Annotated in this window: 20 protein-coding genes; 5 read left to right on the forward strand and 15 right to left on the reverse strand. The window is 35.6% G+C overall.

What is annotated here, in order from left to right; translation table 11 throughout:
- Nucleotides 1-9: 9 nt before the first annotated feature.
- From J7604_RS11470 to J7604_RS11520, 11 genes are all read right to left on the reverse strand, one after another.
- Nucleotides 10-198: a hypothetical protein gene (locus tag J7604_RS11470; RefSeq protein WP_293895816.1), complete on the reverse strand. Its 189-nt coding sequence runs from the start codon at nt 196-198 to the stop codon at nt 10-12.
- A 501-nt stretch (nt 199-699) separates the two neighbouring features.
- On the reverse strand, nt 700-876 hold the full coding sequence (locus tag J7604_RS11475; RefSeq protein ID WP_293895819.1) for a hypothetical protein: 177 nt from the start codon (nt 874-876) through the stop codon (nt 700-702).
- A 14-nt stretch (nt 877-890) separates the two neighbouring features.
- Nucleotides 891-1,454 carry a hypothetical protein gene (locus J7604_RS11480; protein WP_293895822.1) on the reverse strand — a complete coding sequence of 188 codons (564 nt, stop codon included), beginning with the start codon at nt 1,452-1,454 and terminating at the stop codon, nt 891-893.
- 345 nt (nt 1,455-1,799) lie between these two features.
- Nucleotides 1,800-2,618, reverse strand: coding sequence for an SMI1/KNR4 family protein (locus tag J7604_RS11485; RefSeq protein WP_293895825.1), 819 nt, complete (start codon nt 2,616-2,618; stop codon nt 1,800-1,802).
- 2 nt (nt 2,619-2,620) lie between these two features.
- The gene (locus J7604_RS11490; protein ID WP_293895828.1) at nt 2,621-4,084 is read right to left on the reverse strand and encodes a hypothetical protein; all 1,464 of its coding nucleotides are present in this window, start codon (nt 4,082-4,084) and stop codon (nt 2,621-2,623) included.
- A 197-nt stretch (nt 4,085-4,281) separates the two neighbouring features.
- Nucleotides 4,282-4,725, reverse strand: coding sequence for a YbjN domain-containing protein (locus J7604_RS11495; RefSeq protein WP_293895831.1), 444 nt, complete (start codon nt 4,723-4,725; stop codon nt 4,282-4,284).
- A gap of 5 nt (nt 4,726-4,730) precedes the next feature.
- The gene (locus J7604_RS11500; protein ID WP_293895834.1) at nt 4,731-5,183 is read right to left on the reverse strand and encodes a hypothetical protein; all 453 of its coding nucleotides are present in this window, start codon (nt 5,181-5,183) and stop codon (nt 4,731-4,733) included.
- Nucleotides 5,176-9,885, reverse strand: coding sequence for a hypothetical protein (locus J7604_RS11505; protein WP_293895837.1), 4,710 nt, complete (start codon nt 9,883-9,885; stop codon nt 5,176-5,178). The genes J7604_RS11500 and J7604_RS11505 overlap by 8 nt, the downstream gene beginning before the upstream one ends.
- A gap of 129 nt (nt 9,886-10,014) precedes the next feature.
- On the reverse strand, nt 10,015-10,317 hold the full coding sequence (locus tag J7604_RS11510) for a glyoxalase/bleomycin resistance/extradiol dioxygenase family protein (RefSeq protein ID WP_293895840.1): 303 nt from the start codon (nt 10,315-10,317) through the stop codon (nt 10,015-10,017).
- 416 nt (nt 10,318-10,733) lie between these two features.
- Entirely contained in the window at nt 10,734-12,056 is a 1,323-nt protein-coding gene (gene mtaB, locus J7604_RS11515; RefSeq protein WP_293895843.1) for a tRNA (N(6)-L-threonylcarbamoyladenosine(37)-C(2))-methylthiotransferase MtaB, read from the reverse strand.
- Nucleotides 12,057-12,069: 13 nt separating this feature from the next.
- Nucleotides 12,070-13,905, reverse strand: a complete 1,836-nt coding sequence (locus J7604_RS11520) for an LTA synthase family protein (protein ID WP_293895846.1) — start codon at nt 13,903-13,905, stop codon at nt 12,070-12,072.
- Between the two features lie 317 nt (nt 13,906-14,222).
- Between J7604_RS11520 and J7604_RS11525 the strand changes: the two genes are divergently transcribed.
- Nucleotides 14,223-16,412, forward strand: a complete 2,190-nt coding sequence (locus tag J7604_RS11525) for a glutamine synthetase III (RefSeq protein ID WP_293895849.1) — start codon at nt 14,223-14,225, stop codon at nt 16,410-16,412.
- A gap of 335 nt (nt 16,413-16,747) precedes the next feature.
- Here J7604_RS11525 and J7604_RS11530 read toward each other — a convergent pair whose 3' ends face one another.
- Nucleotides 16,748-17,524 (reverse strand): hypothetical protein, encoded by a 777-nt coding sequence (locus J7604_RS11530; protein WP_293895851.1) that lies wholly within the window; start codon nt 17,522-17,524, stop codon nt 16,748-16,750.
- Nucleotides 17,525-17,899: 375 nt separating this feature from the next.
- On the opposite strand from J7604_RS11530, the gene J7604_RS11535 reads away from it, so the two are divergent.
- On the forward strand, nt 17,900-19,162 hold the full coding sequence (locus J7604_RS11535; protein WP_293895853.1) for an asparagine synthetase B: 1,263 nt from the start codon (nt 17,900-17,902) through the stop codon (nt 19,160-19,162).
- 44 nt (nt 19,163-19,206) lie between these two features.
- Here the strand turns inward: J7604_RS11535 and J7604_RS11540 are convergent, their stop codons facing one another.
- From J7604_RS11540 to lpxK, 3 genes are all read right to left on the reverse strand, one after another.
- A complete protein-coding gene (locus tag J7604_RS11540; protein WP_293895855.1) occupies nt 19,207-19,788 on the reverse strand; it encodes a tRNA-(ms[2]io[6]A)-hydroxylase in 582 nt (193 codons plus the stop codon).
- A 101-nt stretch (nt 19,789-19,889) separates the two neighbouring features.
- Nucleotides 19,890-21,725: a putative porin gene (locus J7604_RS11545; RefSeq protein WP_293895858.1), complete on the reverse strand. Its 1,836-nt coding sequence runs from the start codon at nt 21,723-21,725 to the stop codon at nt 19,890-19,892.
- Between the two features lie 54 nt (nt 21,726-21,779).
- Nucleotides 21,780-22,841: a tetraacyldisaccharide 4'-kinase gene (gene lpxK / locus J7604_RS11550; RefSeq protein WP_293895861.1), complete on the reverse strand. Its 1,062-nt coding sequence runs from the start codon at nt 22,839-22,841 to the stop codon at nt 21,780-21,782.
- Between the two features lie 67 nt (nt 22,842-22,908).
- On the opposite strand from lpxK, the gene J7604_RS11555 reads away from it, so the two are divergent.
- Genes J7604_RS11555 through J7604_RS11565 form a run of 3 tightly spaced genes read left to right on the forward strand, consistent with a single transcriptional unit; the run spans nt 22,909 to nt 26,271 of the window.
- Nucleotides 22,909-24,006 carry a Nif3-like dinuclear metal center hexameric protein gene (locus J7604_RS11555; protein ID WP_293895864.1) on the forward strand — a complete coding sequence of 366 codons (1,098 nt, stop codon included), beginning with the start codon at nt 22,909-22,911 and terminating at the stop codon, nt 24,004-24,006.
- A gap of 5 nt (nt 24,007-24,011) precedes the next feature.
- Complete coding sequence (locus J7604_RS11560) at nt 24,012-24,758, forward strand: C4-type zinc ribbon domain-containing protein (RefSeq protein ID WP_293895867.1); 747 nt, start codon at nt 24,012-24,014, stop codon at nt 24,756-24,758.
- A 4-nt stretch (nt 24,759-24,762) separates the two neighbouring features.
- Nucleotides 24,763-26,271 (forward strand): lipopolysaccharide assembly protein LapB, encoded by a 1,509-nt coding sequence (locus tag J7604_RS11565; RefSeq protein ID WP_293895870.1) that lies wholly within the window; start codon nt 24,763-24,765, stop codon nt 26,269-26,271.
- Nucleotides 26,272-26,276: the final 5 nt, after the last annotated feature.

Genomic DNA, 26,276 nt, shown 5'->3' on the forward strand with positions numbered 1-26,276 from the left:
TTAATTCTCTCAACTGAGTGGCAGCATTTCTACTCTGTTTTTTAGTTTGTTTATTATTACTTGTTTCCGAAGTTCAATCTGTTGTGTTATTTCGGCATTTATCTTAGCCAATAGCTCTCCCTCAACACTGGCTATTATTACAGAAACTCCGCCATCTTCACTTGCCGTGGCTTTCAGTCTATGGCCTTCTCCACTCATTGAAAAAGAAGTTTGATATGTGTGTTTGCTATCCTAAACTTTATCCTTGTCCTTATCCTTCTCAAAATCCTTCTTAGTATCTTCCGCTTTCTCTTTATGTTTATCCTTGCCTAACAGCTTTCCTGCTATCTTCTTAACCATATTAGTGATAAAGTCGATAACCTTATCAATCACCTGATCAATAAGCTTCCTGATCCTGTGAATGATCTTCGTAATTCTTTCAGCAATACACTAAGGTTTAGCTGTTGAGCAATGAAGTCAAGGATCAACGGAATGGTTTGAGCCATTGTCTCTCGACAAACGCTGATGCCTGTGAGATGGCTCCGCTGGCAATAGCTGCAATAGAGTCGAAGAACGGAGTTTACGAAAGCTAGTATTCTGTCCCAGTTATTGACAAGGAAAATAACTCGATTGTAGCCATCAAGCACAGTCTGGACAATAATACTTCCAGACTTTAATTTAGTGGCTTATAGCTTCATGGCCATTTGCTTCTCAAATGTTTTAAATCTTTCTGCTACTGCTTATCCAATTAAGCATTGTTCTTCCATTAGCTATCACCTCATCATTTCCTCCTTCAGCAATAAGTTGATTTATAATTGGGATAAATTTATCCCACAAGGATGTCTTATAATTCTTGCCTATATAATAAATAGACCAAATTCCATTTATCTCTAACATTTCCTCCCGAGAGTCTAAGGCTTTCTCAATGATATATTCAAGAATTTCATCGTATCCGCCCCCCCACTATTTAATAGTTTATTCAATGTATTATTAAAATCGTTTCCAGGAGTGCCAAATGCATTTTCAAATATCCCCTCATTATAAAATGAACTTATTGTATTCTCCAGAAAGTCCTTTATTATCATTTCTAAGGCACCCGATATACTAATCTTTACTCTTTCTACATTTTCTTTTTGAAAAGCTTTCAGAACAAAGTCTATACATGGAAGCCAATAATGAGAATTGTTATAAATGTACCATGGTACACTTGCTCTAATATCTGGATCCCCCCCAATTGCTTCAGAATATAAATTAACAACTCTAAAATCAACTTTTTCGCCATTTACAGCAACATCATTTAAGATACCTAGGTATCTTTCATTATAGCCATTTGTATTTGATATTTTCTCTAAAATTTCTTCCAAATTGTAATACTCAAATTGTTCAGAAATAGCTTTAAAAATGCTTGGAGTTAAAGAAGGGGTTGTTGTTTTTATTTTTATCTCATAGACATTTAATGGCTCTATGCTTAACAACGTGAGAGATATGTTCTTGCCAGGAAAGGCGATCCAACTGAGGTCATTATTGCTTATACTTTTAGCAAATTTTTACTTCTAATAAAGTTTCCAATCTTAAGACAAAATCAGAAAATTTGCTTATTAAGTTATCTGGAAGTCTCTTGTATATTCTAACTTTAGAACTTTTAAGTACAATTCCATTTATTTTAGTCTAAAAAAGTTCTCAATCTATTCTTTCTGCGATACCACTTAGGTTTAGCTGTTGAGCAATGAAATCAAGGATCAATGAAATAGTTTGCGCCATCTAAAAAGATATTTAAGCGACCAAGCTTTTTTTACACAAAGGGATCAAGATATTGACAATTAATTGGTCGACTTGAAGAATTTTCTGTAAAAATTTTTCACATCCTCGGCTTTTGTTATAAACATTTTAAATAATGAATAATCAATGTCTCCCCTTGGCTCCATTAAAATATAAGTACCTAATTCCAAACGTCTATATCTAAAAACCTCATAAATATTTATTGAAGAATAAAAAATATATACCCGTTCAAAATCCTCAATACTGTGAGAATATTGTTTCAATACTTCCAGTAAATCTAATAAATCTAAAAACATAGTTTTAAATTCAGCGAATGCAGATAAAATATCAGGTCGCTGTTCCAAAAGCAATTTGTGATCTTTAATAAAATTATTAATATAAATACACATTAGCTCTGAAAATACGGGTTCCTCATCAACAGTTTTTCCTTCCGGGTCATATTCAATAAAATAAGTAGGAGGGTCACTTTTTTCATTACAAAGGAAGAATCTATATTGATATCCCTCATGTACTGAAAAAACAAAACCATTTTCGGGGAAAATCAAGGCAGGGTTAGATAAAGGAACAAACATTTTGTGATAATATTCTTTATCAAATAGCCTTAGACAGCCATATGGATCACTCCAAGATCTTACAATTTGAGTATAAAAAAAATTTGAGACGGGTTGCATATGAGATATTTTCCTTCCAAAATTTCTCATAAACTCTTTATATGAAGATGGTAATTCTATTTTTGCCGGATGCAATGCTTTTAAAAAAGTAAGATCTTCTTCTGTACACCCAATTATTTCTCTTGAGTCAAGGTCTACCAGCTCTGAAAGTGCTTTTCTAATTGATAATATGAACGAATAGGTTGGCATCACTATTTAGATTTATCATAATATACTCCATATTGAACATTTACTGATAAATGAGGGAACATGCCTTTTAATTTAGAAATAGCATTATCACAAGCAGAACAAGGGGGCATTTCTGTAAATATATGGACCTCACCTGAAACTCTCTCTTTTCCTTCCAATTCTGCCTCTGACCTTTTTTTATCAGGAAACTGCTGCGGATTATTTAATTTTTCCCTTGCAATTCCTGTGATTGTTGATATAACCACATCGTATATATACGCTACCAATTTTCGTTCGGCATCTTGACTTGAGTCTTTACCATACCCAGGATCCCCTGATGTTCGAACAGGGCTGAAAATTAACTTCATATTTTTGGGAACTTCTGTCATAAATCCTATTTTACTCCATTCAATTTTTTGTGAAGTTTTAACTGGATTATATTTAGAGCTAATAGTTGCGAAATTTGATGCATCTACAATTTGATCATCTACCTTTATGCTATAAAAACCATAAGCAAAATTACTGTTTCCTAAGCCTTCTTTCGGATCATTTAAGCCGGTTACAAGCCTTGTCTCAATAATTTGTTTCAAAACATCAACATTCTTTTTAATTTCCTTAATTGCTGTTAAATCCTCACTTGTTAAAATCTCTGGTCTCTTAGATATTTTCTTTTTTATTGTATCATATCTTGTGAAGAGACTTTCATACCTCGTCCTCATATCTGCTTCAATTCTAGGAGCGTCTCCACTAATGGGAACTCGGATTGTTTCAATATCAATATTTTCTATAATTTCTAAACAACGTTTAACAACTTCTTTGTTTTCATTTGGTGCTACCTCACTCACTAATCCTTTTTTATAATGTTGAATAAACGATTCAACAGGTAATGAGATATACTTCTCTTCCGTTCCCTTGAAGACTACATTTGGGTTTTCTACCTTCGTAATAATGTATATATCATTTAAATTAATGCCATATGCCCCAGGACTTGCCGTATATTTAATTGAATCACCTATCAATAGGCTTTCAGGCAAAAGTAGATCATGGAACTTAGCATCTCCATATATATCAAAGTTATTAGCTGTAATTTGTATATGAAAATCGAATTCATGATCTTCTTCTACCTTTTGAAGGTTATCAAAACTAATTTTCAATCTATTACTATTCTTTAAACTTGGCTGATACTCTTTTTCAAGATCTCTTGCTAATCTAGATTTTTCATCATAAAATTTCTTCGCTTCAGTTTCTTTTTTCGTTATAGGAGCCTCGAGTTTTTTCTTAATTTCCTTACCTATCCTTTCATGCTCCTTCCTATCAACATCAGTCGTCTTATCATCTCCCTTATCTTTCTCAAAATCCTTCTTAGTATCTTCAGCCTTCTCTTTATGTTTATCCTTATCTTTTGCCTTGTCTTTATCTTTGCCTAGCAGCTTACCTGCTATCTTCTTAACCTTATTGGTAATAAAATCAATAACCTTATCAATCACCTGATCAATCGGCTTCCTGATCCTGTGAATGATCTTCGTAATTCTTTCAGCTATACCACTCAGGTTTAGCTGTTGAGCAATGAAATCAAGAATCAATGGAATCGTCTGCGCCATTGTCTTCTCAATAAATGCAGATGCCTGACCAAGTGCTCCGCTGGCAATAGCTGCGATAGAGTCGAAGACGGAGTTAACGAAGTTTAATCAACAAGCTTAAGAGCTTCTTCTGGTGAGCTACCGTTTTGTACAGCTTCTATTACGGGAATATATTTATCCATCATGTAACTTACAAATCTAACTGGATTTTCTAACATTGGAAAGGTGAGTTCATCATCAGTAAAAACAATGGAGGTGGCAAATCCAAATTCACCATCACTTACGTCTAACCCAAATGCACCATGATTAACACCTGAATTTATATGATTAAAAAAATTAATAAATTCAAGTGATCTTGAAGGGTCCACGTTAATTGGCGATATGGCATCGCAAAAAATAATACCATTAGTATAATTATTGACTTTTAGCCAAACAGTAAAAGTATCTATCGTTCCTGTAAATTCCATCCTATAGGAATTAGCATTTTCTTGATGGAAGAAAAAATTTTCTTTGGCAAATTCTTCAATAAAATTATCTAGAGGCCCCATAACTATTAATTCTGTCTTGCTGTATTATAAGCTTCTTCATATTTAAAATTAGAATTAATGATAAGTTTTATAGCTTTGCTATAAACATTTATCATTTCAACGCACCTGCTAAGTGTATTTTCAATTAGCTTTTCAGTAAGTCTAATGTTTATTAAAATTAAAGAGCTTTCAACTACGACTCTTTTGATTTCTTCATTATAAATGAATCTGGCTATAGGATATTTATTGTTTATATGATTTATAAGAAATAAAATCTCATCTACTTTCTCTGAAGGAATATCAAAAGGAATAATTCCTTGAAACAATAACAAGCCTCTTTCATCATCATGAATTAGATTCATTAATATATACCCAGCAGAACTTACGTAACCAAATCGAAATTTATTTTCAGAAGATTGTACAAGAACATAACCAAGATGTTCTAATCCAGATAATATAATTATTCTATTATTATTCATTGAGTATATACCCCTTAATAGTTTCTTTAAACATTTGTAAAGTTTCATTTTCAGACATATGACCTTCTTTAAATAATTCAAATGCAGCTTTTAAATTGTCCATTAAGCGAGTATTGCTTTTGACAGCTTCTAGATCTCTGTTTGTAACCTTTTTCTTTTTGTCTGTTTCTAAATTTCCTTCATTATCTACTAAACGAGGATCAACTTGCTTTATATCTTCTTTTATTGTAGGATTCATTCGTGCATCTGAGCCTCCTTGTGTCATTGACATGTGATCGAAAGCACTTATTGGTGGAAGACTCTTTTCTTTTGCCATTTTTTCTTCTTCAGCAAGCACGTCACTTTTGGTAACTAAAAGGTGAGTAATATGAGCTATTGAATATCTGCTTGGTTCGGCAACCATTGCAGCTAGAAACATAGCCGTTTTATCCTCCGAAAGTCCTATAGGATTAGGTAAAGCTTCAAAAACGCTTTTCATTTGTGAAGGAGAAATATTAAAGTTTTTATAATTATATCCTCCTTCAACGTCATTTAAAGGTCCAATTCTGTAAAAATGCTTATTCCCCTCTTTTACAGGCTCATTTCGCCTTTCTTTATCTTTGTGTTTTATCCCATTTTCATAAAGATTACTATCAAGATAGTATGCACCACCTCCAGTAACCCGATTCGGATATATATAATAATTCAGACTTTGATCTACAAAGAATTTATATCCTAATGCAGTAAATACGTTATTATCATAATATTTGGCCCCACAAGCAACGGAATATTCAATCTGAATACTTGCCAAAGCATCATGAGCATCTTTGGCCTCTTTGCCTATTTTTTCTTCCTCTTTTTTCTTATCAATTGTAGCTTGTAGCTTTAATTTTTCATCTTGAACGTTAGTATTATTTTTTTCTCCAGAAGACCTTTTTGTGGAAACTTCTTTAGACTTTTGTTCTTGTGTCGCAAGTTTATTTTCCTCAATCTTCTCCTTAGAAAACCCCTTATACATCTCCCTGCCTAGTTCTTTTAATGCTCTATTCAATATAACAACAAACTTCTTATCGTCCTCAGGATTTTCGAGCATTATAACACCATCTGCAGTTGTATTGTTAGGAGCGATGGTAACTCTGATGCTTATCTTCTTATCATTTTCAACTTTGCCTATTGGTTCAAATGTAATACTTGTTTTTAGTGAATCTTTTAAACGCTTATTATATTCAGCTTCGAGCTCTTTTGCCTGTGCTAATTTTTCATTGTATTCGGCTTCAACTTTCTTAGCTTTTGGAGGAGATTGAAGCTGTTTAATAATTTGCTGAACATAAACCTTATGCTCCTTCCTATCAACATCCGTTGTCTTATCATCTCCCTTATCCTTCTCAAAATCCTTCTTCGTATCCTCTGCTTTCTCTTTATGCTTGTCCTTATCTTTTGCCTTGTCTTTATCTTTGCCTAGCAGCTTGCCTGCTATCTTCTTAACCTTATTGGTAATAAAATCAATAACCTTATCAATCACCTGATCAATCGGCTTCCTGATCCTGTGAATGATCTTCGTAATTCTTTCAGCTATACCACTCAGGTTTAGCTGTTGAGCAATGAAGTCAAGAATCAGAGGAATGGTCTGAGCCATTGTCTTCTCAATAAATGCAGATGCCTGACCAAGTGCTCCGCTGGCAATAGCTGCGATGGAATCAAAAACAGAGTTAACAAAGGCAAGTATTCTGTCCCAGTTATTGACAAGGAAAATAACACCATTGTAAATCCCCAATACAGCCTGAACAATAGCTCCTGCAGGGTTGATCATCGTCGCAAGTCTGATAAGACCTTGCTTGATCATATTGGTGATAGCCCACTCTTTGGCGCCTTCAATGAATTCGATTTTGATAGAATCTGCCTTATCAGCCATCATGTCGTACATGGCAATAGGACCTTTCTCTTTCACTTCCATCATCATTTCGACACCTGTCTCAGCCATCTGCACTTTGTCTTCTCCAACCTTGTTGCTAAGCTTGCTTCTGAGGCTTGCATAAGTAAGACCTAGTACCTGAAGGGTCAATGATACAATCCCTTTAAGGTCAAACTTTTCAGGTAATTGTATCGGAAGGGAGTTAAGCTGACCTGTAAGCCAGTTCATGAAGCCTTCACCAAGGTGCTTCATGATGTTTGCGCCGAAGTTCTTAACACCTCCGCCAACAGCAGCAGCAAGGTTTTTAAGGAACTGTATAGGATCACTTACTACAGCAGTAAGAACAGCTTTCCCCTTGTTGATTATGCCCATGATTTCGTCTGCACTGTGGCCTGCAGTTTCAAGGGCCCATTTAAAAAATTTAAGTGCGGCATCAACCAGAAGATCACCCATTTTAGAAAGGAAACCAGACATCTCCTCTTTCATCTTTTCGATCTTCTTGTCAATATTGGCTATGGCTTCAGCACGTTTCTTGGCAAGTTCTTCTTTAAGTTCCTCAGCAGCTTTGTTTACTTTCTCATCAAGTTCATCAAGTTTTTTCTTGATTTCTTTTTCAGCCTCTTCTCCTATCTTCTGCAGAGCCGGACTAAGGCCTTTTACATATTCTTCAATCTCTTTCCTTGCATTGGCAATTAATGTTTTGCATTCATCAATTACCTTCTGACTATCGTTTATTATTTTAGAAATTGCTCCATCTATTCTTGTAATATAGATTGCTTTTTCTTCTTCAAATATCTGCTTTACTTCAGGAAGATCATCTATTCCCAGGAACCAGTCACGGACTTTATTGAACTTACCTCCAACACCTGAATAGCGTTCATCTTTGAACTTCTCCATTTTAGTGTTGACATTGTTCTCAAATGCAGAAGACGCTGATGCTTCCTCTCTGTCAAAGGCTGCAAGCGAATCGGTCTTGAGTTTGGTGAGTTTATCCTGAACCTGTTTGTTTACATCTTCATAGATCTTGTTGATGTGATCGGTAACCTCTTTCTTCTTGTCTTCCAGACTTCCCTTTGTCCCTACCTGGCTTCCACGCGCGCTGCCCAATCCGGCTGCACGCTCTTTCTCCATCTTGCCTTTTTCATCAGCTTCTTTCTTTTGAAGCTCCGCCTCGTTCTTGCCGTGCAGTTCTTTCTCTTCTGAACGTAAATTACCAGGCTCTTCCTTGGCTTTTTTATCTATATCTTTCTGAATCTTTTTGGCTTCAAAAAGGTCACCGGAATCAACCAGATCCAGATGTTCCTGTTTGATACCTTCTTTTTTCAGAAGATTATCAGACTCGGTAAGATAAGAGTTAAGATCTATAGACTTTTCATCTACTTTTGGTATAAGATTATTTCCTGGATTAATTTCAGGAGTTGCAGGAGCTTGTTCTATGTCTGCAAAAGGAACAGATTTGCGAGGCTCATCAGGCTGTGGAGTCTTATCAAGGACTTCAAAGGTTCCTGTCACTTCACCTGCTTTGGCATCAATCGCTGCCTTTACCTTATCCCCAATTTTAGAGGCGACACGATTGTCTTTGAAATTATCTACATCTTCTACCTTCTGAGGCAATGATGCCTGTAAGGATTGATTGAGCGTAGACTTTGCTTCATCTTTATTTACTTCAGGAGCTTCGGCTTCGGCAACTTTGCCTACCTGTCCGGCATTGACCTCTGCTTCTTTCTCTGATGTTTTTTCTACAACAGCTCCTTTGGTCTTATCCAGTTTGGTTGTAGCGTCTTCTTTCTTTTTCTGATTAGTGCTTAAGCCTCCTATCTTCGAGCCAGCCTGAGCTGCCTTAGCTTTGGAATGAGCTTCCAGATGGGTCTTTTCTTTTTTATCAAGAGCAGTATTTTCCTGTTCAACCCGCTCTGGTCCTCCATCCATAGAGGCATCAGCCATATCGATAATTCTTCCTCCGCTTCCACCACCACTTGTTGCTTTTTTCTCTGGCTCCGGAAGATCTTCTGCTGATGCTGACTTCTCTTCAACAGAAGCAGCGCTTGCCTTACTCTCTGCACCTACAAGAGAAGGTAGCTCTTGTGCCTTTCCTGAATTATCTGAATTATTATCCGAAGGAGTTGCGGACTGAGCATGTTCAGGCTGTTCTGCAACATCAGCCTTTTCCTCTGAATCGCTTTCTTCTGATTTGCTTTCCGCTGATTCGCTTTCTTCCGATTTACTTTCTTCCGAGGTATTTGAATTTGGAACAGCAGGCTTTTCCTTGTTTGTTGGCGTTTCTGCCTTTGCATTGGCTCCAGCTGCTGCCTCAGCGGTAGCTGGAGGAGCAGTTACACTATCTCTGGAATCGTTGGCAGGACTGGCTGTATTTTGAGGTTCTTCAAGATCTTTGGCCTCAGTCTTTTTAGGACTTAAAGCTGAAATAGGTACTACTGATTCCCTTCCATCCGGCTCTGCTGATGTCTTTGAATCAGGACTGGCGGCTGATTGAGGATCTGGATCTGAAGCAGCAGGTGTTTGAGGTGCTTTAATCTCCGGTTCTTTTGTTGAGGATGCCGCCGCTTTCTCTTCCTCCTCTTTCAGTTTTTTTGATATCCTGAATAATAACCGATATAATTTCTCTTCATGAGAATCATCTACAACCTGAGATTGTCTGCTATCTTTTTTTTCTACGACATCTTTATGATCATAGAAATCAACATCAGCAGGACTATATCCATATTGATTCCTGACATTGCCCTGATATCCATATTGTGTGGAATTTTGTCGGGTATCTTCTTTTACCGGTATTTTAACTTTCTTTGCCAAGAATCAAAAATATGGTTGAATTAAAAATGGAACATTTAAACAGAATATTCTCCTTAAATGTAATAAGTTAGATCCTATTTTGCCAGAAAATATGTAAAAAGAAGCTTGGGCAATATGAAAACTTTCCGATCAGTCTTCTACAATCCACCAATGGTTTCCAAAAGGATCTTCAAATCCGCCTGAATATCCATATTCTTTCTTTTCTGGAGCCATCAGAGCAGTGGCCCCATTTTCCAAAGCTTTTTGATATACGTTGTTTACATCTGTCACGTAGATATACATACCAGCAGTTTTTTCCGTCCAGGTCTCCCCTGCTTGTGCAAACATGATTACGGCATCGTGAATCTTTAGTTCGCCGTGCATAATTGTATCTTTTTCTCCCGGAACAATCAATTGTTCCTTTGCACCAAATACAATTTTAGTAAAATCCATAAAAGCCTTAGACTTTTTCAAAATAAGGTAAGGCATAACAGGAAGATAATTCTGCGGAATGTTCATAAGTTGAATTGGAGAGATTAAGTAAGTATACTTCAACAATAATAAGATTTTATACAATTATTCCGATGAAGGCAGGATTATTTTTAAAAAATTCCTCTGATTTTAAATAGGGATTTACTTAAATTTAATCTTTGAACTCAAGCCCTCATCGATGACAGTTAACAAAGTAGTTGAGGCATTTAGAGTTTAGATATTTTTTCAATCTTTATATCTTATTTCTTTGCTGAATAAGCTAACCGAAGAGCTGTTGCGAACAATTATTATCACAGGAGCTTCCGTTTTAACTTCAAAAAATATCAATACAAAATAGATATAAAACTAAAAGCTGAAGTCTCCTTCAGCTTTTAGTTTTATTTATGAATTAATTGTTCTGTTTCTGCCTCTTCAATTTCAGCTATGCCTTCACTATTAATTCCGGTAAGCCTTATCTTTTTCATTTCATTCACCAGCACCGGATCATATTTAGCAGTTACCTTGACATAGTTTTCAGTAAACCCGAACATCATACCGTTTTCTTCATCCGCTTCAAAAAGTACCGTCTTTGTTTTTGATAACTGCTCTTCATAAAACTTGCGTCTTTTCTTCTCTGAAAGGCTTCTCAACATTTTTGAACGTTCATTTCTTTCAGCCATCGGAACCTTTCCTGCCATTTTCACCGCATGGGTATTGGCTCTTTCACTATAGGTAAATACATGCAAATAGGAAACATCCAATTCATTCAGAAAATTATAGGTATCAAGAAAATCCTCATGAGTTTCACCGTTAAATCCTACGATAACATCAACGCCTATACAACAATCAGGCATCACAGATTTTATAGCTTCAACCCTTTCCTTATACAATTCTCTTTGGTATCTTCTTCTCATCAGTTTGAGCATTTTGTTACTTCCTGATTGAAGAGGTATGTGAAAATGAGGTACAAATCTATTTGACTTAGATACAAAGTCTATGATTTCATTGGTAAGCAAATTAGGCTCAATACTGGATATCCTTATTCTTTCAATTCCATCAACATTATCCAGTTCTTTAACTAAATCAAAAAATGTATTGACTTTTTCTCCATTAATAATTCCGTAATCACCAATATTAACGCCGGTAAGGACAACTTCCTTAACTTCTGTAGCAGCTATTTCACGTGCACCTGCAAGAATATTTTCTATAGTGTCACTTCTGCTATTCCCACGTGCGAGAGGAATAGTACAGAATGAACAAGAGTAATCACAACCATCCTGAACTTTAAGAAAGGTTCTTGTCCTGTCTCCATAAGAATAAGCTTGATTAAATGAAGTTGCGTCTTTTATTTCAGATGCGAATACCTCGCCTTTATCTTTTTTCTCAAAAGTGCCAAGCAATTCAATCAATCTGAATTTTTCCGCAGCTCCCAAGACGGCATCAACTCCGGGGATTTCAGAAATTTCTTTAGGCTTTAATTGGGCATAACAGCCTATCACTGCAATGAAAGCATCAGGAGAATATTTAAGCGCTTCTTTTACAACCTTTTTGCATTTCTTATCTGCATTTTCGGTCACCGAACATGTATTAATGACATATACATCTGCTTTTTCCTGAAATTCAACCTTTTGAAAGCCATTCGTTTCAAAGAGCCTTCCAATGGTAGAGGTTTCAGAAAAGTTTAATTTGCAGCCAAGGGTATAAAAAGCTACTTTTTTCATACTGCAAATTTACTTATTTATTCAGATAATCCTGAAAAGAAACCTGCAAATAAGCCCTTCCATTTTTAATAGACTGAGTATCACCCGTTCCTTCTTTGAATACAGGCTGATTAGAGATATTATCATACACCACTTTGCAACTGTCATTCATAAGCCCAAATCCATTATTAAATGCGTAGTATGCAAATGGATTTTTACACGGGGAAAACAAATCTCTGCTAAAGCGGAATCCTTCAGAAGTTTTGTCAAACTGAGTTAAAAGAGTGCTTGCAAGATCCGTTTGAGATCCCATTTGAGTGATAACTGTATCTTTTTTCTCAAGTGCCCCGCCCAACCAAAGCATCGGTATTTTGAATTCCTGAGGTTGATGAGTTGCGATATCATTTCCAGGCATAGCATGCCCGTGATCAGCAGTAATAATGATAAGTGTATTATCCCACCAAGGTTGCTTCTTTGCTTCATCTATAAAAGCTCCTATACTTGCATCAGTATAATGAAGAGAATTTAGAAACATTCTTTCTCTGGTATCAGGCGATAGGAGAGGTTTCTCGGGAATCTCAAAGGGTTCATGACTGCTTAATGTAAATAAAGTATTAAAGAATGGTTCTTTAAATGATTTTGTATCATGTAGCATTCTGTTTAATACTATTTCATCATGCGCTCCCCACTTGGAATTTTGTTCTTTTTTATCAAATGCTTCAATTCCTGTAAGCTTGTCAAAGCCGCAGTGACACAGGTAAGACTTGATATTGGCGAACTCCATTTCTCCTCCATAATAAAAAGAAGTATAGTATTTATCCTTCTTAAATTGTGATGGAAGTGTTGACAATTTGGTCGTCTTTCCGGGAAATGTTATGATAGATGTTGTTGGCTGTGCCGGATATCCGCTCAGCAAAGCGATGATTCCCTTTTCACTTCTATCACCGCTTGCATAAATATTATCAAAGTAAACCCCTTCTTTGATCAACTCTTTAAACCTTGGAGTAATCTGCTTTCCTTCTACATCATTCAAAGCCTTTGCAGTAAAGCTCTCCCATATGATTAGGATAATATTTTTCTTCCCTTCTTTTAAAATTCTTATAGAAGGTGTATTCTCTTTTTGGTATAATGAATTGACAACATTCTCACTATCTTCTTTACTCAAAAACACAAAAGGGTTTTTAGTACTGTAAGTTTTCTCAAGAAGCGAATGAGTAAGGTTCCATGGAACATTAACAGCCGCCTGATTTAAAAAGCTATTGGTTGAGAAATAAACCGCACTCTGATTGATAGGTGCAAGCTGAAGACCTCCCCTGATAAGAATGATCAGAGATGCAGTAAGAGGAAGTACAAGAAAGATAGCTCCGATACTTTTCTTTTTTGTATCCACATTTTTAAAAACTAAATAGAATAGAAAGAAAGAAGAAAAGATTAATAACGCCAGTATTCCCAATAAAAGACTTACAGGAGAAGCGCCTGCCGATGCAAGCATTTCTCCTGGAGTATTTATATATTTCAGTGGAGTCGCATCCAGACGATACCCCCAGAATGAAAAGAGCTCCAGATCTATTATATGGAGAAAAGTCACCAGGGAAGCCAACGCTAGTGTGTATATTTTAATAATCTTTTTAAAAAGATTAAAATTCTGAAAAAACGAAGAAACAGCGATTAGCAGAAAAGGCAAGATTGAGAAATATGCCGTAATAGACAAATCAAGTCTAAGTCCATAAAAAAGGACCTTCAGACTATTAACCAGACCAAATTCTGAATAGGTTTTAAAATGATAAATCAAGAATAAAACCTTTGCAAGAAGGAAAAAAGCTACCCAGAAAAACAGGTATCTGAAAATATATTCAATTCTAGCTTTCACAGTTAAATATTATTTGAAATTAGATTACAAAGTTGGGGATAAAATAATTCAATCATAAAATTTGTTATGAGAATTAGAAAAAATATTAAAAAACTAATTCTCTGGCCTTTAAAAAGATAGAACTGACAAAGAAGCAATTATGACAGGGAATTACTCAAAAAAATGTGTTTTTTTAGAAAAACTCATTTATTTTTAATGGAATTTTTCTAAAAAAAATCTGTTTTTAGGTCAAAACGACAAAAAAACATTAGAATAACCGACCAAATAATAAAAATTTCATATTTTTACCACAAAACCAAAAATTCAAAAATCCTAATATGGCTTATTTAAGATTTAAGGCGCTTGAAACTGTAGGAAACAGGGAAACTGTGAAAGTAACAGTACCTTCAATTAAGGTTTCTGATTATTACGGCACCAATGTTTATGGCACTGAAGCTATGAGACAGACTTTATCAAATGCTGTCCTCAAAAAAGTAATAACTGCGATTGAAAAAGGCGAAAAAATTGATGGTGCTACTGCAGATGCTGTAGCTGCTTCAATGAAAGCCTGGGCAATCGAAAAAGGTGCTACCCACTACACTCACTGGTTTCAACCCTTAACTGATGCAACTGCAGAAAAACACGATGCTTTTTTTGAAGCTGATGAAAATGGAAGAGCCATTGAAAAATTCAAAGGATCTGCACTAGTTCAGCAAGAGCCTGATGCCTCTTCATTTCCAAATGGTGGTATCAGAAATACTTTTGAAGCCAGAGGATATACAGCGTGGGATCCTTCTTCTCCCGCTTTCTTAATGCCAAATTCCTCAGGAACCAACACCCTTTGTATCCCTACAATCTTTGTATCTTATACAGGTGAGGCCCTTGATTATAAAACCCCGCTTTTAAAATCACTTGCTGCAATTGACAAAGCTGCAGTTGATGTTTGTGATTATTTTGATAAAGATATTACTAAAGTTACTGCAACCCTTGGTGCTGAGCAGGAATACTTCCTTATCGACAAAGCCCTATATATGGCTCGTCCTGACCTTATTATGGCGGGTAGATCTGTATTTGGTCACTCACCTGCAAGAGGTCAGCAGCTTGAAGATCACTACTTCGGTTCAATTCCTCCGAGAGTAAACAACTTCATGGTTGATTTTGAAATTGAAGCTTTAAAACTTGGTCTTCCTGTAAGAACTCGTCACAATGAAGTGGCTCCAAGCCAGTTCGAGGTAGCTCCTACTTACGAAGAGTGTAACCTTGCCTGCGACCATAACCAGCTTTTGATGGATGTGATGCAGAAAGTTGCCGAAAAACATAATTTGAAAGTTCTTTTCCATGAAAAACCATTCTCTGGAATTAATGGTAGTGGAAAACACAATAACTGGGCTCTAAGTACTAACACTGGTAAAAATCTTCTTCAACCAACCAGCAAACCAAAAGAGAATCTTATCTTCCTTACTTTCTTTGTGAACGTAATTAAGGCTGTACATGATTATGCAGATTTATTAAGATCATCTATTGCAACTGCAGGTAACGACCACAGACTAGGTGCTAATGAGGCACCTCCGGCAATTATGTCTGTTTTCGTAGGTCAGACTTTGGGTGAAATGCTTGATGAATTAGAGAAAAATGGTAACATCAAAATTGACAAAGGTGATAACGTTTATATGAAACTTGGAATCAACAAGATTCCAGAAATTCTTTTGGACAATACTGATAGAAACAGAACTTCTCCATTTGCCTTCACAGGAAATAAATTTGAATTCAGAGCGGTTGGTTCAAGCCAGAACAGTGCTCTTCCTATGACTGTTCTTAATACTATAGTTGCTGAAACGCTTACTAAGTTCAAAGAAGATGTTGACAAGCAAATTAAAAAAGGAACTAAGAAAGAAGTAGCCATTATCAATGTATTGAGAGATTACATCGTTGCTTCTAAAAAAATCAGATTTGAAGCAAACGGTTACTCAGAAGAGTGGGTTAAAGAGGCTGAAAAAAGAGGATTGGCAAATGTAAAAACAACTCCTGAAGCGCTAGATTTCTTCTCTACTGAAAAAGCTGTTAAGATATTTGCGAAACATGATGTAATGAACGAGCGTGAAGTTCATGCAAGACATGAAATCATGCTGGAAAACTATATCAAGAAAATCCAGATTGAAGGTCGTGTAATTGGAGATCTTGCATTAAACCATATCATACCTACGGCTATCGCTTACCAAAACAAACTTATCACTAACGTGAAAGGATTGAAAGATCTTGGTCTTGAAAAAGAATCTAAACCTGTAGTTGATATTATCAAGGAAATCTCTAAGCATATCAGTACCATCCAGACAGAAGTTGAGGAAATGACTGAAGCTAGAAAGAAAGCTAACAACGTTGAGGAAGCAAGAAAAAGAGCAATTATGTATGGCAGTGACGTTAAAGGTCATTTTGAGACTATCAGATACGCTGTTGACAAATTAGAGCTATTGGTTGATGACGAAGATTGGCCTTTGGTTAAATACAGAGAAATGTTATTCTTAAGATAATTTCCAAAAAAACTCCGGAGCAAATTATTCCGGAGTTTTTTTTATTCCCCCCCTCAAGATCTCCGATTCATTTCAAGTCGGTCTTTTATATTTCTGATCCCCCTATCAAACAAATAGCCCTTCTTTTGCCCTTTCTCTTCACCTTGAGTTTGGGACCAATTTTAAGATCATCCAGCAAGTTCAATATTTTATTATTGAGATTAAACTTGCTTGTTTCAGATGTATAAGCATATGGGCTGATTTAAACACCCGAATTAGGATGATTTGATATTAGTATAAAAAAGAAGAGGCGGCCTGAATAGGCCGCCTCTTCTTTTTTATTGCTTTCTATAAGCTTACTTTTTCAAAACCTTATTAGTTGTATTATCTACATTCAGGTAATAAACGCCTGAAGATAAGTCAGCCATGTTTATTTCTTTCCCAGCACCTTTTCTCACCACATTTCCATATGCATCTAATACTTCAAAATCAGCTTCTCTTGAAAGGTAAATCTTATCAGTAACTCTTTTTGGATACCAGGTGATTGGAGCAAGGTCAGAATTAAACTCTAGAACCTGAGAATAAAATACTTGCCCATCATTTTCAAGATATTTGATTCTATACTTATTTAGTTTTGAATGGTGAGCTGATTTAATATCATAGTTGTTTAACATTCCTGATTCTTTACCGGATATTTCTTTCACGGTAACCCAGCTGTTATTGATAAAATGCTCAACAAAGAATTTACCTCTTGGCTTTTCTCCTTTAGTAGCCCACATGATATTTTCCGGATCGATATTGAATGAACTGAACTGAAAGCTACTAGAGGCCCTAATTACCTGAGGATTAAGAACTTTAGGCTTACAATCGTCTTTATGAGTGATTTTTACGGTAACCGGATCATTCAACTTTAAATTTGAAAGGTCAATTTCGTAAGCACTAGACTGAATATTAGACATGACTTTTACATCGTTCACAAAAACGTCATTAGTACAAAAATCCTTCATGTTCCCTGTGAAAGGATTCTGCACATAGAGATTTTTTCCCTGATAAACGCCTGAAACTGTTAAAATCCCAGCCTTTGCTCCGGTAACAAAGAGAATCAGCGACAATAACAAAAATTTGGTTTTCATAAATTTCATTCAGTTCTTGATAAGCAAAAGAATTTGATAAGCCTAAACTTATCCATTAAATACAAATCTAAGCAAAAATGCGCATTATTTAATAATTTTACAAGTAACAAAACTTATTATTTTTATCACTTTTGTTAGACAAAAATTTTTAAAAAAAGTTTTCAGTTTCCTGAGAAATTAATGAACTTATTTGCTTATCCTTTATATTTCCGTTGACAAATCAGAAGCTATTTCTTTTAAAAGTGGAGTTTAATTCGTTTAAAATATTTTTAGTCTTATATCGTATTCTCTAAAAAATCGTTCTATTTTTAGAAAAAAAACTACAGATTTTTTTTCTTTGAGTTAACAGTTTCTACTACTTCTGATTTATAGTTTATGCTAAAACGACTGATGTTTTTTTTCTCTTTATTATTTATCCTTTCGGAGGTAAAAGCATCCTACCTCTTGGTACCAATGGATAATACTCAGAAAAATCACTTAAAAGCTTATGGTATTGCTTACTGGATTCTGACCAAAGAAGTAGAAGTTAACTGGTTATTAAACTATAGAGGTGGTAGTTTTTTATTCAAACAAAATCAGGAATTCCAAAATGAGCTTGTGATAAGAGGTGTAAGTTATGAGGTAATTTCAGACGCCCAGCAACTTTCCATTCTTGAAGAAATCAGTAGTCCCGATGTAAACATGGATGTTGTTAAACTGGAAAAAGCTCCGAAAATTGCTGTATACAGCCCTAAAACCAAATTGCCCTGGGACGATGCTGTGACCATGGTACTTACCTACTCTGAAATTCCTTACACAGTAGTTTTTGATGATGAAGTGCTCAATGGAGACTTGCCCAAATATGACTGGCTCCACCTCCACCACGAGGATTTTACAGGACAATATGGTAAATTTTATTCCATGTATAAATTTCAGCCATGGTATGTCAAACAACAACAGGAATATGAAGAATCTGCTAGAAAACACGGATTCAATAAAGTTTCTCAGCTAAAACTCGCCGTGGTAAAAGGGATTCGTGATTTCTGTGCCGGTGGTGGATTTCTCTTTGCCATGTGTTCTGCGACTGATACCTATGACATAGCACTCTCTGCAGAAGGCGTAGATATTTGCGAATCTATGTATGATGGAGATCAGGCAGATCCGTCTGCTCAAAGGAAACTGGACTACTCAAAAACTTTTGCTTTCAAAGATTTTACCATCAGCATGGATCCTTATGAATACGAATATTCTAATATTGATAATCTTCCTCAGGAAAGGAATCTAGCTGAAAACAATGATTATTTTAACTTATTCCAGTTTTCTGCAAAGTGGGATCCAGTGCCAACAATGCTCACCCAGTCTCATGAATCTAACATTAAAGGTTTTATGGGCCAAACAACTGCATTTAAGAAAAAATTGCTAAAAACTGATGTGTTAGTACTTGGTGAAACCAAATCTATAAACGAAGCCAGATATATACACGGTTCATATGGAAAAGGTACCTGGACGTTTTATGGAGGTCATGATCCGGAAGACTATCAGCACTTTGTAGGAGAAGAACCAACAGATCTGAATTTACATCCCAATTCTCCGGGTTTTAGATTGATTCTCAATAACATTCTATTTCCTGCTGCTAAAAAGAAAAAGCAAAAAACCTGATTGTTTTTTGCTTTGCAAATTTCACTAGATATTTTCCTTGGTGGTTAATGCATTCTGTCTCCGCGGATCTCAAGATTGGTGATGATTTCAGCCTCCGCATCCAGCATCTCTTGCCACCTTACTTTCACTACATCTTCTGGCATGTATTCTTTTGCAAGATCCAGGAAGGTACGGTAATGACCCGCTTCTGAAATCATAAGTTCTCTGTAGAAATCCCTTAATTCTAAATCTGAAATGCTTTCTGACAAAAGTCTGAATCGTTCACAAGATCTGGCTTCTATCAAGGCACTAATCAGTAATTTATCCATAAGTTGTCTTTCTAGTTTATTGCCTTTTCTTTCCAGCTTCATTAACTCTACAACATATTTATCAATTCTTTTTGGGCCGAGTGAATAACCTCTTTTTTTAAGCTCCTTGAGAACCATTCGAAAATGCCCCCACTCTTCCGTGACGATCGGCATTAGAGTTTCAACCATTTTTTCTTTTTCAGGAAACTGAATAATCAGCGAAATACAGGTAGAAGCAGCCTTTTGCTCACAATAGGCATGATCTATCAAGATCTCTTCAATACTTTTTTCCGCAAGATTAACCCAGCGCGGATCTGTAGGAAGCTTTAATCCAAGCATAATTCGTTAAATAAACCACAAAGATAAGACTCTTCATAAAAAGTAAAAAGGCCGGAATTGCGTCCGGCCTTCATATTATAACTAATGCTTATATCCATTTATTAATCAAAAAACATCCACGTAATACCAAAATCAAAGGATCTCGGAAGACCTGGGTACCCGGGAGTAGTATAATATGTATTCCTAAACGGCGAAGAGGGAGAGCCTACTCCTTGAAGCAAATTGGATATTTTCACAAATACATTTGCTCTTTTAACTCTTACGTCAAAAAATAAATCAACAAGCATATAATTTTTTACCGGTATTGAATTATTCAGATAAAATTGCTGTATCACAGGCATGTATCCATTCGCATTGTAAGTAGATCTCCAGAATGCATCAAGTCCCAGTTGCAAAACAGCAGCCTTATGAAATGCTCTCGTTTGAAAATAAGCCCGAGTGTGACTGTAAATTTCCGGAACATTCAATACAGGAGCCCCATCATACTTTGTATAAATGAATCTTTCATTAATATTAAAAGTCCCCAATCGTAAGAAAAAATTCATACTTGCCATGTACAACTTAATGTTGCTCTTTTCCTGAGCCGGAACAAAGCTTTCATTAAAGTATATATAATCTGTTATGCCTGTATATCTGATTCCCGGATTTATCCTCAATATCCTTCCAACTTTCAAATTTAAATCCACCCAAAGATTATCTGTAGTAGTGTTATTAAAACTTTCATTGTTCCAGCTCAAAAAATTACCTAAATAATTTAACTGAACAAGAGTAGGTGAATAGTTTATTCTATAAAAACCTCCGGACAAAAACTTGCCTGTATAATATGCCTTTAGGTAATAATCTTCTCCCCCCACATACTTTTGACCTGAGAAGGATAAGACGGAAGTGTCTTTAAAAACGTATGCAAGTTCTCCACCCAAAAAGTTCTCTTTATATTTAATCGTCTTACTAAGAGTATCCGAAATCTGCTCATAAGTAAATTGCTTTGCCCGGAAATAAGCTTTATAATTTAATCTTTTAATTTGCCCCTTTAACCCGATTCTATTTTCCAAAAGATCAAAATCAGTCCTGTCAGTCATTTGAAATGAATTTCTTGGCTTTACATTCAGATTACGGTAAAACAATGTGTCAGCACCGGCTATGGCAAGGTCCCGATACCTATTATCTCTATACTGGTAATCTGCAATATGAAAGATTTGCAATACTGAATCCTTCAGAACTCCATATTGATGATACAAATGAAAGTTATTTCGCCTTTCCCTTGTTACACCACTATTTAACTGACCGTCAATCCCCCTGTAATTAGTTAGTCCTTCAATTTTAATTGAATCAATATTTCTAATACCTCCGAACTCATTATTAGTTTGGTGTAAGTGGGTATAGTTAAATAAGAGTTGATACCTTTGATTTTTTGTAAAGTATCTGGTATATACTGCAGCAGCATAACCACTGGCTTGAGGATCTCGAGCAATGGTAGATCCTACCTGCTTCATAGATGCTACTCTTCTAAAATCAACCCCAAGATTCCAGCGAGGATTAACATTTCTGGCAAAATCAGCTTCAAGAATCTGCTGACCTCTGCTCCCCTGCACATACCTTAATTTACTGAAGGGAGATTTAGTATCGTAATAATTGATACCACTAGGATCATAGGCATAAGCATCAAAAATGGTAATACCCAGATTTTTTCCTATGGTCTGAGGAGGTGTATAATAGATCGGATTTAAAGGTGTACCAATCATACCCAGATTTTGATATGGGTTTGCGCCATAAAGATAATCATAAAGGTGTGCATTGGTAAGAGAAGTATCCAAACCATGAGGTCCGCCTTTTATATTATATAAATCTTCTTCCAGAATGTATCTGGTAGTAGTAGGCCCATAAATATTTTTGGTAGAATCATCCAGAATCTGTGCACTGGCGTTGTGCAGAAACATGAATAAACTAATGGATAAAATAAAAAGTAGTCTAAGAGTCACTTTCAATATTAATCAAATCTTGTCAGAACTGTATTTAGAATGGACAGAATTTAAAATCCAATCTTCAAATTTTTGTTTTCCCTCAAGGAATTTTACTTCTATAGGGACATAGAAAAAAGGAATACCTTTCAACATTTCGGCAAATTCCGGGGTCAAAAGTCGTACCATATCCTTTTCTGTTGTGAGTAATCCGGTATCACTACCAAATTCCTTGGCTTTTGCTATTAAATGCCCCACATCTTTTATTGTATAAGTGTGATGATCCGGAAATCTGACACTTTCCTTTAGGTTATAATCATTACTGATTTTTTCAATTACCTGCGATGGGTTGGCAATACCTGCAAAAAAAACTATTTTCTTTGGGATATCCTCAGTTTTTTTGAAAACAGGTACAGGTTTTAGATACTTTATTGTAGTAAAATAGACAGGTTTTTCCTTACCAGCATATTTTCTTACATTATTGCTGATATCATCTCGCTCTGATGGAGATATTAGATCAGGACATTTGGTAACAATTACAGCATCCGCCCTATCCGCACCTTTTCTGGATTCTCTGAGTCTGCCAGCCGGTAAAACCCAATCCTTATAAAAAGGCCTGGAATAATCCGACAAGAGAATATTTATATCAGGTTTTACATATCGATGTTGATAGGCATCGTCAAGCAGAATAACTTTTGTATCTTCTCTTTCATGTAAAATGCAAGGAATTGCATGTGCCCTCTCCTCCCCAACAGCAATGGTGACCCTTTCTCCATATTTATGAAAAAATTGCATTGGCTCATCGCCCAATAAGTTCGCATCGGAATTTTTATCTGCAAGCAAAAATCCTTTGGACTTTCTGCCATAGCCACGGCTAAGTGTAGCAATCTTATATTGATCTGCCAAAACTCTTATAAGAAATTCAACATGAGGAGTTTTTCCTGTCCCTCCAACAGTAAGATTTCCAACATTGATTACAAATGTTTCAAAAGAAAAAGAAGGCTTTTTCTCAATGTCAAAAAGGTAATTTCTTACTCTTGTGACAGCATCATAAAGAACTGCAAAAGGCCAAAGTAATATTTTCAAAACAAACATTTCATTTTAATTGCTGTCAAGGCCGCAATTTAGTAAAATAGCATGTTATTTTTTAAAAGGTGTTAAAATGACCAAAATTAAAGACGTTATAACCTTTCTTGAATCTTTTGCCCCTCCTGCCTATCAGGAAGATTATGACAATTCAGGGCTCCTTACAGGCAATGCAGCGGCTGAGCTTTCAGGAGTTTTAGTTACCCTTGATCTAACTGAAGACGTTATAGAAGAGGCCAAATCATTGGGATACAATCTGATTATAGCCCATCATCCAATTATTTTCAGAGGCCTTAAAAGACTTACAGGAAGCAACTATGTGGAGCGTACAGTGATTAAAGCTATTCAATATGACATTTGTCTGTATGCCATTCACACAAATCTGGATAATGTAAAAAATGGAGTAAACTTTAAAATTGCAGAAAAACTATCACTCCTTAATCCAAAAATTCTTGCACCCAAAACCGGATTATTAAAAAAGCTCATATCATTTGTACCTGTTGCCAATAAAGAAAATGTCCTGTCATCTCTTTATAAAGCCGGGGCCGGTAATATTGGAAATTACAGCAATTGCAGCTTTCAGCTTGAGGGAACGGGTACATTTATGCCGAATGAAAACGCTAATCCTCATATTGGCAAAGCCAATGAGCCAGAATTTGTAACAGAAACGAGAATAGAGGTCATATTCCCAGGTCATCTCCAAAGACAGATAGTTCAGGCTCTCCGAACATCACATCCATATGAAGAACCTGCTTTTGATATATTATTATTGGAAAATGAGAACTTAGAAACAGGATCCGGTGTTATAGGAGAGCTGCACGAAGCCATGGATCCGGAAGCATTTCTGAAATATTTAAAAGAAAGAATGAATCTGTCAGTAATTAAATTTACCCGATTGCTTTCAGGAAAAATTAAAAAAGTGGCTGCCTGTGGAGGCGCAGGAAATTTTCTTTTAAAGAATGCTATCCAGCAAAAAGCAGATGTATTTATCACATCAGATTTCAAATATCATGAGTATTTTGATGCAGATGGAAAGATAGTCATAGCTGATATTGGCCATTATGAAAGTGAAGTTTTTACAAAAGAGCTAATTTGCGAGCTTTTGAACAAAAATTTTACTAATATTGCAGTCGTTTTGTCAAAAATTAACACAAACCCCATAAGTTATATTTAGAATAAATGGAAACCACGATAGCACAAAAACTTGAGGCTCTGGTAAAACTTCAGACCATCGACTCTAAACTCGAGGAAATAAAAAAAATAAGAGGTGACTTACCCGAAGAAGTTAGGGATCTTGAGGATGAGCTTGAAGGATACGAGACAAGGGTTGGTAAGTATCTTAGTGATATCCAAAACCTAAATGACGAAATCACAAAAAACAAGCTTGCAATAAAGGATGCTGAGAAAAATATTAAAAAATATGAAGATCAGCAGAAAAATGTAAGAAACAACAGAGAATATGATGCTATCACTAAAGAAGTTGAGCTACAACAGCTTGAAATTCAAATTAGTGAGAAAAGATCTAAAGAATACCAGCATAAGATCAATCAGAAAAATGACGACATCGCGAATACTCAAAGAATTCTAGATGACAGAAAGAAAGATCTAAAACTTAAAAAAGATGAGCTTGAAACTTTAAGCTCAGAAAGCAAAGACGAAGAAGCTAAACTTTTAAAGGAAAGAGAAAAAGCTTCAAAATCCATAGAAGAAAGATTACTCAATTCTTACAATAAAATCCGCCTTAACGCAAACAATGGACTTGCTGTTGTTTCAGTTAAAAGAGATGCCTGCGGCGGATGCTTCAACACTGTACCTCCACAAAGACAAGTAGATATCAGAGATAAGAAAAAGTTGATTGTTTGCGAACATTGCGGTCGTATTTTCGCAGATGTTGAAACTGTTGTGCTTGAGTCTGCAAAAAAATAACAATTTGAAGTTTGAAGTTTTTAATAGAATATTTAAAAAAAGGGCGACTATTCTAGTACGCCCTTTTTTTATACTTTTTTTCATTTCCATCTCGGCCACTCTTTACGCCCAATTTTCCTTCAACGAAATCAGCAAAGCCAAATATCACGAAGTACTTAAACTAAAATCCGTAACCGGCTTAGCTCTTTCACAACAGGATCAAACAGCAAATGGAATAAATATATATATAGAACATCTTGCCGAGACTATAAAAATGCTAGTAGAAGAAAATCCGGCACTTCTTGAAAGATACAAGCAACAGTCTGAAGCTGCAGAAAACAAAGTATCAGGATTAAACCCACATTCTCCTTATTATTTATTTGTAATAGGTGAAATAAAACTTCAAAGGGCTTTTGTAAAACTTAAGTTCGGAGAAGAAATCAGTTCCATGTGGGAATTACGACTTGCGTATAAAACACTTGCAGAAAATGCAGTTAAGCACCCTGATTTCCTTCCCAACAATAAATCCATCGGACTTTTAAAAATTTTAATTGGTTCAATTCCTGAAAAATATACTTGGATTGTAAACCTAATGGGTATGGAAGGTAGTGTGAAAGATGGATTAGAAATGCTCCGGATACTATCTGAATCTTCAAACCCATTTGCTACAGAGGCAAAAATACTACGGATAGCTGTATTAAATTATATCTTAGGAAAGGAAAGTGGATCAGAGAAGGCTGTAAGAGACTTATATCTCACTGATAAAGACAATTTACTTTACACTTTTTTATATGCTTCCATTTGTATGAAAAATGCGCATTCGGAGGAAGCGTTTGGTATTCTGGAAAACAGCCCCTATAACAATACTTACCTCAACTTTGCCTATCTCCAACTAATGCTTGGAGATATCTATCTACAAAAAGGTTTCTATACCAAAGCATTTCACCTATATAAAAGATTTCTTAGTGATTACAGGGGTGTTAATTTTAAAAAAGAAGCCTATTATAAAATTTTCCTCTGTTATTGGCTTAATAATGAAGATAACAAAGCGATGCTTATACTGCCGCAGATAATAAAAGAAGGTAATGCTATCTATGATGGGGATAAGTATGCACTCTACTTTGCTGAAAACAGAGATTTTTCTGATAAAAATATTATGAAAGCCCGGCTGGCCATTGATGGAGGATACTTCGATTCCGCCGCAGATATACTGGAAAAATTATCACCTAAGAATTTTCACTCCACAAAAGATGAAATAGAATATTATTACAGGCTTGCCAGACTCTACCACAAAACAGACAAAATCTCAGAGGCTATAAAGCATTACAAAAAAACAATTGACCTTTCGGGCTACAAAAAACTATACTTTGCCCCCAATGCAGCACTGCAATTGGGCTATATCTTCAGAAATCAGAACAATAAAGATCAGGCAGTTTTTTACTTTGAAAAAGCTCTTAATTATAAAGACTACTACTATAAAAACAGTATTGACAACAAAGCCCGCGGAGCTTTAAATGAAATAAAAAAAATCTAATGGAT

Origin of the sequence: Sporocytophaga sp. (assembly GCF_017745095.1) — a bacterium.
In the GTDB taxonomy this organism is placed as follows: domain Bacteria; phylum Bacteroidota; class Bacteroidia; order Cytophagales; family Cytophagaceae; genus Sporocytophaga.